Annotated in this window: 13 protein-coding genes and 1 tRNA gene; 4 read left to right on the forward strand and 10 right to left on the reverse strand. The window is 55.5% G+C overall.

From position 1 onward, the window contains the following. Window position 1: 1 nt before the first annotated feature. A complete protein-coding gene (locus tag WBY09_RS08900) occupies window positions 2–1,867 on the reverse strand; it encodes a DEAD/DEAH box helicase (protein ID WP_197145145.1) in 1,866 nt (621 codons plus the stop codon). A 211-nt stretch (window positions 1,868–2,078) separates the two neighbouring features. On the opposite strand from WBY09_RS08900, the gene WBY09_RS08905 reads away from it, so the two are divergent. Together WBY09_RS08905 and WBY09_RS08910 are read left to right on the forward strand one after the other, a co-directional pair. After that, complete coding sequence (locus tag WBY09_RS08905; RefSeq protein WP_197147694.1) at window positions 2,079–2,639, forward strand: hydrolase; 561 nt, start codon at window positions 2,079–2,081, stop codon at window positions 2,637–2,639. Next, window positions 2,636–3,397: an alpha/beta fold hydrolase gene (locus tag WBY09_RS08910; protein ID WP_197145144.1), complete on the forward strand. Its 762-nt coding sequence runs from the start codon at window positions 2,636–2,638 to the stop codon at window positions 3,395–3,397. The genes WBY09_RS08905 and WBY09_RS08910 overlap by 4 nt, the downstream gene beginning before the upstream one ends. On the opposite strand, the gene WBY09_RS08915 is transcribed toward WBY09_RS08910, so the two are convergent. Together WBY09_RS08915 and parE are read right to left on the reverse strand one after the other, a co-directional pair. After that, a complete protein-coding gene (locus WBY09_RS08915) occupies window positions 3,394–3,993 on the reverse strand; it encodes a hypothetical protein (RefSeq protein ID WP_197145143.1) in 600 nt (199 codons plus the stop codon). The two genes, WBY09_RS08910 and WBY09_RS08915, sit on opposite strands and share 4 nt — an antisense overlap. Window positions 3,994–4,147: 154 nt before the next feature. Beyond that, window positions 4,148–6,130 carry a DNA topoisomerase IV subunit B gene (gene parE / locus WBY09_RS08920; protein ID WP_063087262.1) on the reverse strand — a complete coding sequence of 661 codons (1,983 nt, stop codon included), beginning with the start codon at window positions 6,128–6,130 and terminating at the stop codon, window positions 4,148–4,150. A 295-nt stretch (window positions 6,131–6,425) separates the two neighbouring features. Between parE and WBY09_RS08925 the strand changes: the two genes are divergently transcribed. Both WBY09_RS08925 and WBY09_RS08930 read left to right on the forward strand, forming a co-directional pair. Further along, window positions 6,426–6,851: an acyl-CoA thioesterase gene (locus WBY09_RS08925; RefSeq protein ID WP_008891479.1), complete on the forward strand. Its 426-nt coding sequence runs from the start codon at window positions 6,426–6,428 to the stop codon at window positions 6,849–6,851. Window positions 6,852–6,883: 32 nt separating this feature from the next. Beyond that, a complete protein-coding gene (locus WBY09_RS08930; RefSeq protein WP_336232556.1) occupies window positions 6,884–7,303 on the forward strand; it encodes a hypothetical protein in 420 nt (139 codons plus the stop codon). Window positions 7,304–7,360: 57 nt separating this feature from the next. On the opposite strand, the gene WBY09_RS08935 is transcribed toward WBY09_RS08930, so the two are convergent. The 7 genes from WBY09_RS08935 to WBY09_RS08965 all read right to left on the reverse strand — a co-directional run bounded on the left by WBY09_RS08935 (window position 7,361) and on the right by WBY09_RS08965 (window position 14,142). Then, entirely contained in the window at window positions 7,361–8,410 is a 1,050-nt protein-coding gene (locus WBY09_RS08935; RefSeq protein WP_336232557.1) for a dipeptidase, read from the reverse strand. Window positions 8,411–8,421: 11 nt separating this feature from the next. Next, window positions 8,422–9,186, reverse strand: coding sequence for an ABC transporter ATP-binding protein (locus tag WBY09_RS08940; protein WP_008891482.1), 765 nt, complete (start codon window positions 9,184–9,186; stop codon window positions 8,422–8,424). 11 nt (window positions 9,187–9,197) lie between these two features. Beyond that, the gene (locus tag WBY09_RS08945) at window positions 9,198–10,040 is read right to left on the reverse strand and encodes an ABC transporter ATP-binding protein (RefSeq protein WP_008891483.1); all 843 of its coding nucleotides are present in this window, start codon (window positions 10,038–10,040) and stop codon (window positions 9,198–9,200) included. 2 nt (window positions 10,041–10,042) lie between these two features. Continuing rightward, window positions 10,043–10,966: a nickel transporter permease gene (nikC, locus tag WBY09_RS08950; RefSeq protein WP_336232558.1), complete on the reverse strand. Its 924-nt coding sequence runs from the start codon at window positions 10,964–10,966 to the stop codon at window positions 10,043–10,045. A 2-nt stretch (window positions 10,967–10,968) separates the two neighbouring features. Next, the gene (locus WBY09_RS08955) at window positions 10,969–12,036 is read right to left on the reverse strand and encodes an ABC transporter permease (protein WP_008891485.1); all 1,068 of its coding nucleotides are present in this window, start codon (window positions 12,034–12,036) and stop codon (window positions 10,969–10,971) included. 26 nt (window positions 12,037–12,062) lie between these two features. Continuing rightward, the gene (locus tag WBY09_RS08960) at window positions 12,063–13,652 is read right to left on the reverse strand and encodes an ABC transporter substrate-binding protein (RefSeq protein WP_008891486.1); all 1,590 of its coding nucleotides are present in this window, start codon (window positions 13,650–13,652) and stop codon (window positions 12,063–12,065) included. A gap of 413 nt (window positions 13,653–14,065) precedes the next feature. Continuing rightward, window positions 14,066–14,142 (reverse strand) — tRNA-Asp (locus WBY09_RS08965). Between the last annotated feature and the right edge of the window lie 12 nt (window positions 14,143–14,154).

Below are 14,154 nucleotides of genomic sequence, written 5' to 3' on the forward strand. Positions count from 1 at the left end.
CTTAGCTCTCGCTTTCTGCCGGGGCCGGTTCTGCTGATGTCTGGGCGGTATCCGCAGCCTTGTCAGCCGTTTCTGCCTTTGGGGCAGCTTTCTTACGCGGACGGCGCGGTGCGCGTTTTTTGACTTCCTTGGCCGGTGCTGCGTCAGACTTTGCGTCGCTTGCGGTCTCAGCCGGTGCCTCGGTTGCTACTGGTGCAGCATCCTCTGCCGGTGCTTCGTCGCTGGCCTTTTTGGTCGAACGGCGCGGCTTTCTGGCCGACGTTGATTTCGACTTTTCAGCAGCAGGCTTGCGCTTGGCTGTGGTGGTCTTTTTCGGTGCTTCTTCTTCGTCGTCAGAAGGCTTTTTGCCAAGGCTTGAGGCCGGCACTTCGGTCAGAAGGAAGCTTGGAACGTGATCGCCAAAGCCGATGACTGTTTTGTCATCGCGGTCGTCACGATCACGGCGATTGTTGCGGTTGTTACGGTCATTCCGATCGTTGCGATCATTACGCTCGGTCCGATCCGGACGCTCGGTGCGGTTGCGATCAGTGTTGCCCGCGTTATTACGCGCGTCGCGTGCTGGTGCCTTTGGGGCATCGGCGTCTTTTTGCGGTTGCGCCTCGGATTTGGCCGGTGACGGAGCGTCAGTAGCCGCTTCCTTTTTATCCGATCTTGCCGGACGGGCGGGTTTGTCGTCACGCGTATTGGTGGGCTTGCGGCTTTTCTTGTTGCGACGCTTCTTGCCGGTAAAGTCCAGCTCCAGCGTCTCGATGCCTTCAAGTTCGGTCAGCGGGATGTCCATGTTGATGGACTTGTTGATCGCAGCAACAAGTTTGCCATCCTCTGGCACGGCCAGGGTAAAGGCCTTGCCATCGCGGCCTGCGCGACCGGTACGACCGGTACGGTGGACGTAATCTTCGGCGTTGAACGGTACGTCAAAGTTAAAGACGTGCGAAACATCGGCGACGTCAATGCCGCGTGCGGCCACGTCCGAGCAGACCAGAAGGGTGATCTCGCCGGTTTTGAACTTTGCCAGCGTTTCAGTACGTTCGCTTTGCGCCAGATCGCCATGCATGCGACCGGCATTGAAGCCGTGCTTGGTCAGCGATTTATAGAGAATGTCGACGTCTTTTTTGCGGTTACAGAACACAAAAGCGTTGCGAACATCTTCGGCGCGGATCAGGCGGCGCAGGGCTTCGCGCTTGTCGAAGTCGTCCAGGACAAGGAGCTTGTGTTCGACCGTTGTTGCCATCGTTGAAGGCGGCGATACGGTGATTTCCTTGGGATTGGACAGGAACTTGTCGGCAAGGCGTTTGATTTCCTTGGGCATGGTCGCCGAGAAGAAAAGCGTCTGGCGCTGCTTGGGCAGCATGTTGACGATCTTTTCGATGTCGGGAATGAAGCCCATGTCGAGCATGCGGTCGGCTTCGTCAATCACAAGCAGTTTGCAATCAGACAGTAGCAGCTTTCCGCGCTCAAACGTATCAATCAGGCGGCCCGGGGTCGCGATGATGACATCGGCACCTTTTTCAAGGACCTTGCCTTGCTCGGCAGCAGATTCGCCGCCAATAATCAACGCCTTGGACAGCGAGATATATTTGCCATAGGTGTCAAAGTTTGCAGCAACCTGGGTGGCCAGTTCGCGGGTCGGCTCCAGAATGATGGAACGCGGCATCCGCATGCGGGCCCGACCATGATGGAGAATATCAAGCATCGGCAGGGTGAAGCTGGCCGTTTTGCCCGTACCCGTTTGCGCACAGCCCAGAATGTCGCGTGCCATCAGCACCGACGGAATAGCTTGGGCCTGGATCGGGGTTGGGGTGTCGTAGCCGGCGTCTGCGACGGCTTTGAGGATATCTTCGCTCAGACCGAGATCGGCGAAATTCATATGGTTCGTTTTCCCGCAAAGAAATGCGTTAAGGTTAAGCGGATCGCTAGAAATCTGATTGCGTCGTAAAGCCAACCCTTAATTAAGTCAAGAAAAACGCCGCTTAATTGCCTTGGAAAACCCATTCGGCGGGCTTTGAGAGGCTTGTTTGCAACAATTTGACAGCGTAATCTGCCACAACAGCTCATACTCGGGGAGAAAAACAGTGCTGATGGACGCAACCCGTTCAAGTTTGCTGATAATCGACGTTCAGGAAAAACTCTATCCGGCCTGTCTGGAACCGGATCAGATCATCGCCAATTGCTGTTTTCTGGTCAAATGCGCCAATCGCCTTGAGGTGCCGGTGATCGTCACCGAACAGTATCCCAAGGGGCTTGGTCATACGGCCAAGCCGATTGTCGACCTTCTGGAAAAGCCGGGTGATGCTGCTGATGGCGGCAATGTCGTTTCCAAGGTGGCATTTTCCGCCGTTCCGGCCGACGGATTCATCGAAAAAATGGAAGAAAATCAGGGGCGTGATCAGGTGGTGGTTGCCGGCATGGAAACCCATGTCTGTGTGCTGCAAACGGTGATGGACCTGATCGAACGCGGTCGGGAAGTTTATGTCGTCTCTGATGCGGTGACATCGCGCAGCCAGCATGACAAGATTTTCGGTCTTGAGCGCATGCGCGATGCTGGCGCCAAAATCGTGACCCGCGAAAGCGTGATGTTTGAATGGCTTCGGGTGGCAGGCACGCCGGAGTTCAAGGAACTGAGCGCGCTGATTAAATGAGCTCGACCTCAAAGAAGGCTACCGGGCACGCCGAAGGCGATGGCGTGCCCGTTGTGTTTTTGTCAGGCATGCTGGCCGATCAGCGTATGTGGCATCCTGCGATTACCGCATATGGCGATATTGACGATCCGACCAAGCCCGCACTTATGCCGGTATTCTGTGAATTGTTTGATCAGGATACGGTTGCGGATATGGCGCGTGCGGTCCTGGAAACCACTCCGGATCGCTTTGCGCTGGTCGCTATGTCGATGGGTGGCTATGCCGCCTTTGAAATCCTGCGTCAGGCCCCGGAACGCGTCAGTCACCTGATGCTGGTCAATACAAGGGCAACGGCCGACAGTGAGGCGGTGCGACGTCGTCGTTTGTTGCTGTCGCGCATTGTCGCGGGCAAGACGCCGTTTGTTGCGGTCAATGACGGCATGCTTGATGAGATGCTTCACCCCGATAACCGCAATAATGCCGGGTTGGTTTCCCTGTTGACTGCAATGGGCGACGCATGCGGGGTAGGTGTGTTTGAACGACAGAATCATGCGGTTGCGACCCGTCCGGACAGCATGACGGATCTTGGCAATATTGCCGTGCCATGCAGCGTTGTTGTCGGTACGCATGACCGGATTATAAGCCCTGAAAGCCAGCGGGAAATGGCCGATGCCATCCCTGGTGCGACCTACCAGGAATTTGCAGGTGCGGGGCATTATGTGCCACTTGAGCAGCCCGTCGAGTTTGCCCGGTCACTAGCAGGGCTTTTGGTGCGTTAGCAGCTTGGCAAGAACGGGCTGCAATAACGATCGTCATTGTTGCGCATATGACGCGGGAAGAGCTGATAGTTGACCGTGTCAGCGTTGTTTTCGACCTGTTCGGCAAACTGGGCCGTATTGAAGTGTGCGCGGGTTTCCGAAATGATTTTATCCCCGACACAGAAGCCGAAACGGACCGTAACGCGATCACTTGTATCATCCATGGGAAGAGATTTTGGGTCAGTGCAGAGCTTGCCCCGCATGGTGGATTGTTCCGGATTGACGACGGCAACCATACGGTTTTCCTGCTTGATGGTTTCCCCATCTGCAATGTCGGCCGGATCAGTGACAAAGCGCAGACGCGGCGGGTAGCCATGGTTTGACATGGCCGCACTCCAGAAATCATCGGTGAAGGTGTTATTGGCATCAACGATTTCAAGCATCATCACACGGCTTGGCGCGCCGGCTGTCCGGAAGCTGTCGACTTCGGTGACCTCATAATGGGCACGTTCGATCACGGCGATGTTGCAACCGGCAAGCGCAAGCAGACCACTTGCAGCAACAGCGATTGAAAACGGGCGTGTCAATTTTGACAGTCGCGATGCGGGCGCGGACATGACTTTCATCCTTTCAGGCTTGCTGAGACCAAAGAACCTATCCCTAGATATTGTCGGGAAATTGCCAAAGTCACGCGGTTGCGCCGATTTTTAAGGGTAGAAAACAAAAAAACCGGCACAAAGGCCGGGTTTTGTTGGTATTTCGAGATGCCGATCAGACGTCGATATCCTCGACGAAGCGGGCGTGTTCCTGAATGAACTGGAAGCGCAGCTCCGGCTTTTTGCCCATAAGGCGGGTCACAAGATCCTTGGTCTGTCCGCGGGCATCCGGTTCGGCTGCATCGGGCAGGGTAACACGCAGAAGTGTACGTTTCTTGTGTGCCATGGTGGTTTCGCGCAGCTGTTGCGGCGGCATTTCACCCAGACCCTTAAATCGGGAAATCTCGACCTTGTTCGGGTTCTTGAACTCGGTTTCGAGGATGACTTCCTTTTCGGCGTCATCCATGGCGTAGATCGACTTGCCACCTTGGGTCAGGCGGTAAAGTGGCGGCATCGCCAGATACAGATGGCCGTTTTCGATCAGGCCAGGCATTTCCTGATAGAAGAAGGTCATCAGAAGGGATGCGATATGTGCGCCATCGACGTCAGCATCGGTCATGATGATGATGCGTTCATAGCGCAGATCACCCAGCCGGAAATCGGATCCCGAACCGCAGCCAAAGGCTTCGATCATGTCCTTGATTTCCTGGTTGGCCATCATCTTTTCATAGGTCGCCGACGCAACGTTCAGGATCTTACCGCGCAGCGGCAGGACGGCCTGCGTTTCGCGGTCACGGGCCTGTTTGGCAGAGCCACCTGCAGAGTCACCCTCCACCAGGAAGATTTCGGTGCCAGCCGCGATTGAACGCGAACAGTCAGCAAGCTTGCCCGGAAGGCGCAGGCGACGGGTCGCCGACTGACGTTTGGTTTCCTTTTTCTCCTTGCGGCGCTGACGTTCCTCGGCGCGCAGGATAATGCGTTCCAACAGACGCTTGGCGTTTTCGGTGTCGCCTGTCAGCCAGTGGTCAAAGTGGTCACGCACCGCGGTTTCAACCAGTTTGGTTGCACCTTGGGTGCCCAGCTTTTCCTTGGTCTGGCCCTGGAATTGCGGATCGGGAATAAACACCGACAGCATGATGCAGCCGCCGCCAAAGACGTCCTCGGCGGTGATGGCTGCGGCCTTTTTCTGACCCAGCATATCGCCATAGGCCTTGATCGCCTTGGTGATAGCATAGCGGAAACCGGCCTCGTGCGTGCCGCCAAGCGGGGTGGGGACGGTGTTACAATAGGAATGGAAATAGCCTTCGCCGCTTTCTGGCCAGCCAATCGCCCATTCAACACGCCCGGCACTTTCAGAAAACTTGGCTTCGCCTGCGAACGGACGGTCTGTAACCATCTCGCGGCCTTCAAGCGTCATCTCGAGGTAATCGAGAATGCCGTTCGGGAACTTCAGGACTTCTTGTTGCGGGGTCGGGTCGTCACTGGTCAGAAGGCTTGGGTCAACCGACCAGCGGATTTCAACACCCTTGTAGAGATAGGCTTTGGAGCGCGCCATACGGAAGATGGTCGCTGCCTTGAGCTTGGCGCGGGTGCCGAAGATCTCGGGGTCGGGTCTGAAAATAACCGTGGTGCCGCGACGATTGTTGATTGCACCGCCATCCTGAAGCGGCCCCAGCGGCGTGCCCTTGGAATATTCCTGAAACACCATCTTGCGATCACGGCAGACTTCAACGCGGAATTTGTCGGTCAGCGCGTTCACCACCGACATACCGACACCGTGCAAACCGCCCGAGGTCTCATAGGCCTTGCCAGAGAACTTGCCACCCGAGTGCAGGGTGGTCAGGATCACCTCAAGTGCTGATTTGTCGGGAAATTTCGGATGCGGGTCGGTCGGAATACCACGCCCGTTATCGCGCACCAGCACAGTATTGTCTGGCTGCAATTCCAGTTCGATCCAGTCGGCGTGGCCAGCAACCGCTTCGTCCATCGAGTTGTCGAGAATTTCCGCGACCAGATGATGCAATGCGGCATCATCGGTGCCGCCGATATACATACCGGGGCGTCGACGGACGGGCTCAAGGCCCTCGAGAACTTCAATATCCTTGGCGGAATAGGCTTTATCGGTGGACTGGTTTGAATCTTCAAAAAGGTCGGTCATGCCCCGGAACGCAACTTCTTTTATTGTGTTAAAACAAGGTCCAATACCGTATATCTGTTCTTCGATATTATGGTCTTGGAAGCCTCGGCGCTAAACGAGTACCATATCTTTATCGGTTCGTACCAGATGATCGGTGCGCACCGACCATAAAAATGTGTTTTTGAATCCAATGCAAGTGATGGTCGCGACTTCCGACCATAATTTTGTCGGGCTTGGACGCAGAAAACCGCGACCGGGAGGTCCAATAAAAAAATGGCGTGTCGTAACAGGCGTGCCGCCAACTGGAGTGAGCCTGATGGCGACTGAGAAAGATCAATCCCTTCTTGCGGAAAGCACGATGCCGCGCGGTGAACTTTGCACCCGAACCCTTGCCATGCCCGCCGATACCAACCCGAGTGGCGATATTTTCGGTGGTTGGCTGATGTCGCAGATGGATATCGCCGGTGGCGTGATGGCAAGTCAGGTCGCCGAAGGGCGTGTTGCGACCATCGCAGTGGACGGCATGACGTTCCATCGCCCGGTTTATGTCGGCGATACAGTTTGCGTTTATGGCGACATCGAGAAGATCGGCAATACATCGATTGTGCTACACCTCGAATCCTGGGTGCTCCGTCGCAATCAGCCGCCACGCATCAAGGTGACCGAGGCGACATTTACCTTTGTCGCGATTGACGCCGAAGGTCGACCACGCCCGGTACGCAAGGATGAGGCAGACGCCTAAACCCTCGCGAGATCAAATTCAGGAGCCCCGCCATGCAGAGCCGCACTGTGTCCACGCTGTTGACCCGTCTGGTTCTTGTCTGCGGGGCTTTGTTGTTTCCCATGCTGGCCAACGCGGGCGAGGCCGATGTGGTTGCGGCCAAGGCGACCAAGACCGACGAGAATACCTATCGGTTTGATGTGACTGTGGCGCATGACGACACGGGTTGGGATCATTATGCCAATGTTTGGCAGGTGATCGGGCCGGACGGGACGATCATTGGGGAAAGGGCTCTGGCCCATCCGCATGTCAATGAGCAGCCCTTTACCCGGTCTCTATCCGGTGTGACGATCCCGCCCGATATCAAAGGTGTAACGGTGCGGGCAGGTGATCTGGTGCACGCATTTGGTGGTGCAGAGTTAACAATCGAACTGCCTGTTAAGGCTGGGCAATCTGTCACGGTTTCAAATTAGATCGAAACGTCTGCCCATGTCCCCGGGCCGAAGCCCGGGGCCGGGTGTGGCGCCTTGTTACCAGCTTGCCTTGGCAACACGCATGAAGTTTTGGCCCATGATTTTATCGACATCATCGGGTGAATAGCCAATCGAAATCAGGGCATCTGCAAGGGCAGGGAGCTTGCGAGGATCGAACACCGCAGCCCCACCGGCTGCAGGGCCATAGCCACTGGCGGCGGGCCAATAGAAGTCCTTGTCCACCCCGTCCGGAAAGTCGTTGGTGCCTGCGACGGATGGCATGGTATCAAGCCCGATACCGACATGATCAATCCCGACCAGTTCAACCGCATATTTGATATGGCGGATCATGTCGGGGACTTCCGGCACGTTTTTGGATTTAATGAAACGCTGGAAGCCGCAAATGCCGATCACACCACCGGTATCGGCACAGGCCTTGATCTGTTCATCATCCACGCAGCGTTCATGCCCCCCCAATTCCTTGGGATTGGCGTGGCTGAAGACGACCGGTTTGGATGAGACCCGCATGATATCAAGCGAGCTTTGCCGCCCGGTGTGGGAGCAATCCATGATCATGCCGCTGGTGTTCACGGCCTTGACCATTTCAACACCCAGATCGGTCAGCGGGATGTCGACATCATGACAGCCCCCAGAGACCGAATTGTTACGGTTATAGGCAAAGTGGATCTGCTTGACGCCAAGCTTGGCAAAGACCGGCACCATTTCTGGCATGTCCTGGAGCATGACCGAGCCTTCAAGATCAAATCCGACGCCGAGCAGGCCCTTGGATTTGGCAATCGCCAGATCCTCGAATTTCTCGATCTGCATGTATTTGTCAGGGTGCGCGGCGATCTTGGCGCGGAAGGCGGCGATCACGCGCAGGATGTGGGCAATGCTGTTCATATCCATGCCGACATTGACGCAGACATAGTCGATATGACCGGCAACATAGGTATCAAGCAGGTCTATCGGCGTCTTTTCATCAAGCGGAAGGCAAGCATGCGCATCCCACGTGAAAGACGGGATATGCCGGCGTTGGTAATTGGCAAGTTTGCTGTCGGCCGGGGCGAAGGGTGTTGCGAAGCTCAGTGTGGTGGCGGAAGTCATGGTGTCTCCGTTCAGTCCCAGTCGACAAAGCTGTCGACAACGGCGCGGTCATAGCCGCCGGCAGCCTTGTAAAGTTGTTGCGAGTAGGGATGTTCAAGTCTGCCATCTGCGAGTTGGCTTGCGGTGGCGCGTTCAACAATACGACCATGGTTCATGATGGCAATATCGTCGCACATATGGGCCACCACGGCGAGGTCGTGACTGACCATAATGTAGGTCAGACCAAGTTCGCGGCGCAAGCGCGACAGAAGATTAAGCACTTCGGCCTGAATGGACACATCAAGGGCCGAGGTCGGTTCATCGAGCAACAGGATCTTGGGTTCAAGGATCAGGGCGCGGGCAATCGCGACACGCTGGCGCTGCCCACCGGAAAGCTGGTGGGGATAGCGGAAGCGGAACGAGTTATCGAGCCCGACCTGTTCAAGGGCCTGTACCACACGCGCATCGGAATTTCCAAGCCCGTGGATATTGACCGGTTCGGTCAGGATGCGGTCAATGGTATGGCGCGGATGAAGCGATCCGAACGGGTCCTGAAACACCATCTGCACAAGGCGATAGAATGTCTTGTCGCGCGTGGGGCCAAGTTCCTTGTTGTTGACAAGAATTTCACCTTCCCAGTCATCGACAAGGCCGGTGATGGTGCGAAGAACCGTCGATTTGCCCGATCCCGATTCACCAACGAGGCCGAAAGATCCGTTTTTCGGAACCTTGATATCGACATCCTTGAGAACGTGGTTGTCGTCAAACCAGGCATTGAGTTTGTTGATTTCAATCATATGACTACCCCTTAACCTTCGGCCCAGCTTGCTTCGCGTTCAAGGATCGGCAGATCAGAATGATCGCCATCCATTTTCGGCAAGCAGTTCAAAAGTCCCTTGGTGTAGGGGTGTTTGGCTTCGTGCAGGGCAGAGGCCTTGATTTCTTCGACCACATGGCCCTGATACATCACCAGCACACGGTCGCAGAAGCTTGAAACCAGTTGCAGGTCGTGACTGATGAAAATCAGCGCCATACCACGATCGCGCACCAGATCATCAAGGATCGCCATCACCTGAAGCTGCACGGTGACATCAAGGGCCGAGGTAGGTTCATCGGCAATGATCAGTTCGGGATCAGGGATCAGCATCATGGCGATCATGACGCGTTGCCCCATGCCGCCGGATACCTCATGCGGGTAGGAATTAAACACGCGCTCTGGATCGCGGATTTTAACCGCATCAAGCATATCAATCGCGCGGTGGCGGGCTTCCTTGGCGTTGACCTTGTGGTGTTCGCGGTAGGCCTCGATGATTTGATCGCCAATCGTCATGACAGGGTTCAGTGAATATTTTGGGTCCTGCATGATCATGGAAATGCGCGCACCGCGTACCTTGCGCCATTGTTTGGGCGTCAGGTTTGCCAGATCGACATCATGGAAGGTCATTTGATCAGCGGTAATTTTACCGTTGGCTGCAGTCAGACCAAGTATGGCGCGCCCGGTCTGGGATTTGCCAGACCCGGATTCGCCCACAATTCCAAGCCGTTCACAGCCAAGATCAAACGAGACGCCACGCACGGCATGCACATCACCCTTAGGCGTGTTGAAGGTGACTTCGAGGTTTTTGACCGACAGAAGAGTTTCATTGGACATGATCAATCGCCTCCACGCGGGTCAAGAACATCACGCAGGCCATCACCCAGAAGGTTAAAGCCAAGGCTGACAATCAGAATGGCAATCCCAGGAACCGTGGCAACCCACCATTGTTCAAGCAGGAACTGACGGCCATCAGAAACCATTGCTCCCCATTCCGGCATCGGCGGCTGTGCACCAAGACCAAGGAAGCCAAGACCAGCTGCAATCAGGATCATACCCGCCATATCAAGGGTGACACGCACAACAAGCGAGCTGATGCACATCGGCATGATGTGACCGGTTATCAGGCCCATATTCGATGTGCCCTGAAGACGGGCGGCTTCGATGAAGTCGGATTTGCGCACCGTGATGGTTTCAGCCCGTGCGATACGGGCATAGGGCGGCCATGCGGTAACCGCGATGGCAAGAATGGCATTTTCGATCCCCGGGCCGAGGGCGGCCACAAAGGCCAGCGCCAGGATCAATTTCGGGAACGCCAGAAAGACGTCGGTGATGCGCATCAGGGTCGCATCAATCCAACCGCCAAAGAACCCGGCGGCTGTGCCCACCAGAAGCCCGACCGGGGCGGCGGTAATTGCCACGAGGCCAACGATCAGCAGGGTATATTGCGCGCCAAAGATCACACGCGACAGGATGTCACGGCCCAGCTGATCCGTGCCAAACCAGTGTTCGGCGCCGGGCGGCTGAATACGGTTGGTAAGGTCAGCTGCCAGCGGATCATAAGGGGCGAGAAGCGGGGCAAAGATCGTTACCAGAATAAGGCCGATCACGATCGAAAGACCGATCATGGCAAGCTTGTTTTCGGTAAATTTCAACCAGCCCAGCCAGACGCGGCCACATTTTGCCTGCCAGCGCGATTGCGGCGCATCAGATGTCAGCCATTGTTTCAGGCCGGTTTGCGAAGTGTTTGTTTGTGTTGTCATGATTATCTCCGCGCTCTGGGGTCGAGCAGGCGGTAAAGCACGTCAGAAAGCATGTTCACGCTGATAAAGACCGCACCGACCACAATCGTGCCACCGAGAACCGCATTCATATCGGCGTTGAGCAACGAGTTGGTGATGTAAAGGCCAAGCCCCGGCCAAGCGAAAACGATCTCGGTCAAAACCGATCCTTCGAGCAGGTTGGCGTATGACAGGGCAATCACTGTTACGAGCGGAACCATGACATTGCCAAGAGCGTGACGCCAGATGATGCGATGTTCGGAAATGCCTTTGACCCGGGCGGTCAGGATGTATTCCTGACTAAGCTGTTCGAGCATGAAGGAACGGGTCATGCGGGCGATATAGGCCAACGAGAAATAGGCCAGGATCGAGGCAGGCAGAACAATGTGCGAAACCGCATTCCAGAACAGGTCTATGTCGCCTTCGATCAGGGTATCAACCAGCATCAGACCTGTGGTGGGTTCAATGAAATCGACATAGAACGAATCAAGACGCCCTGGACCCGCGACCCAGTCGAGCTTCATGTAAAATACCAGAAGCCCCATCAGACCCAGCCAGAAGATCGGCATGGAATGGCCGGCGAGACCGATCACGCGAACCACGTGGTCCGGCCATTTGCCCTTGTTGATGGCGGCAAAGACGCCAGCGGGAATACCCAATGCAACACCGATGATCGTGGCAATGGTTGCCAGTTCAAGGGTTGCAGGGAAGACGCGCTTGATGTCGTAAAGCACAGAGTTGGAGGTCAGCACAGATTGGCCGAAATCGCCCTGCAAGACATTGGAAACATAGATAAAAAATTGCTGCCAAAGCGGCAGGTTAAGCCCCATTTCTTCTCGCACGCGGTTGTACGTGCTTTGCGATGCATGATCACCAACAGCGGCCAGCACCGGATCAATCGGCAAGACGCGACCAATCAGGAATGTGACAAGCAGCAGGCCAAAAAATGTAATGGCAAGCGAGAATACCAGCCGCAGGAAAGTTCCCGTCGGGCCGGAAGCGAAACGGGCGCGGTTGCGCCCGTCCCGTTTTTTGCGTTTAACAGCGGACATTACGACCGTTGTCTCCTTCGTCGAGATTAGTCTTTGGTGACATAACGATAATAGTTGTTATCGAATGACGGACCGAGGACGAAGTTGTTCACGTTACCGCGCATGGATGCGATCTCGGTTTCCTGGAACATGATTACGAACGGACCATTTTCCAGAACTGCTTTCTGTAGATCGACATACATCGCAGCACGTTTCGCATCGTCGCGTTCCAGCGTGGCGGCATCGGTTTTTGCCGTCAAGTCACCGGCATCCCACGAGTTACGCCAAGCAAGCGGCTTGGCAGCGGCATCGTCGGAGTTGTCCGGGTTCCATGCAAAGGTCGATGCGTTGGTGTGCGGATCCTGATAGTCCGGACCCCAGCGACCGATATAGATATCGTGCTGACGGGCGCGGTATTTGGTCAGGGTCTGCTTGCCATCACCCGGAATGATTTCCAGATTGATGCCAGCCTGTGACCAGGTCGCCTGGATCGACTGCGCCATCGCCATGATTGCGGTGGTGTTACGGGTATCCATGGTTACGCTGAACCCGTCCGGATAACCGGCCTCGGCCAGAAGAGCCTTGGCTTTTTCGACATCCAGGGAATAGGGGTTTTCGTTATAGGCACCAAGGAAACCTTCAGGCAGGAAAGCCTGATGGATCTGCGAACGACCAGCCAGGATTGTTTCGGAAATGCCTTTGTAATCGACAAGGTATTTCAGAGCTTCGCGGACTTTCGGGTTCGACAGATATTCGTTTTTCTGCGAGAGACCGAGATACCACAGAGCACCTTTGCCCTTGGACATCATCTTGATGTCGTCATTGTCAGAAATGGCAGCCAGCTGATCGGCTTCGAGGTTACGGGCAATATCGATATCGCCTTTTTCAAGGAGGAGCTGTTGAGCCGCGGCTTCCTTGACGCTCTGGATGATTACGCGCTTCATTTCTGGCGCGCCATCCCAGTAATCTTCGTTGCCGGTCAGGCTAAGGCTTTCACCCGCGGTCCACTTGTTCAGTTTGAACGGGCCGGAGCCGGCATAGTTGGTTTTGAGCCACTCATGACCAAGGTCGCCGTCCACTTCATGGGCAAGGACTTCTTCCTTGTCGACAACCGAGCCGACGCCAGCGGTCAGGCAGTACAGCACGAAGCTTGGTGCGTAAGGCTTGTCGACTTCCATGACCAGCGTGGAATCGTCGGTGGCGTAGATCTTTTCCTTGACGTTATCGGCGGTGAAACCGAACTGGCCCAGAATGAAGGCCGGCGACTGATCCAGCAGGATCACGCGCTGCAAGGAGAAGGCCGCGTCTTCGGCGGTCAGTTCGTTGCCAGAGGCAAAGGTAATGCCGTCACGGATTTTGAAGGTAAAGGTCTTGCCGTCTTCGGAGACATCCCAGCTTTCGGCAACGACGCCATAGATCTTCGACACATCGTCATTGTCGAAACCGATCAGGCGGTCATAGGTGTTACCGGCATATTCAGCGCCCGAGAATTCGAAAATCTGAGCCGGGTCGAGCGTGATGATGTCATCAATGGCAAAAGCCATGACCAAAGCATTTTTCGGCGTTTCGGCCTGTGCCATCATAGGTGCGGTCGCGAGCGCGGTCCCCATGACCAGCCCTGCAATAAATTTGCGCATGATGCGCCTCCCGATTGTTGTTGTGGGACTGCAGGCCAATGCGTGGACTGATCGGCTATCGAAAGGGAGGGCCAAAACGAGACGGGCTCAGCTTTATAACCATCCGGAGTTCTATCGACGCCTTCAGGCCCGACTAATTGCGGGGCGGCCTGCAGGTTCGCTTAGTGCATGTGGAGCTGAGCATAATTTATACGATTAATCAATGACCAGTCGGTCAGCAATGCTGTCTAAATCAGCAAATGGCACAACTTTCCCGAAAATGGATTTCTTAAGGTTGTGTGACGTCTTGATGAAATTACCCATGCGGGTAGCGCGGTGCTTTTCCGCCGCGGTTTGGCCCTAGAAACAAAAAAAGCGCCAGCGAAAAAAATCGCGGCGCTTATTTTGTACGTCATTCCCAATCAGGTAGGGAATGGCGCGAGTGACGAGACTTGAACTCGCGGCCTCCGGCGTGACAGGCCGGCGCTCTAACCAACTGAGCTACACCCGCATGGTGCGTGGC

Origin of the sequence: Thalassospira sp. CH_XMU1458, from assembly GCF_037027205.1 — a bacterium.
In the GTDB taxonomy this organism is placed as follows: Bacteria; Pseudomonadota; Alphaproteobacteria; order Rhodospirillales; family Thalassospiraceae; genus Thalassospira; species Thalassospira tepidiphila.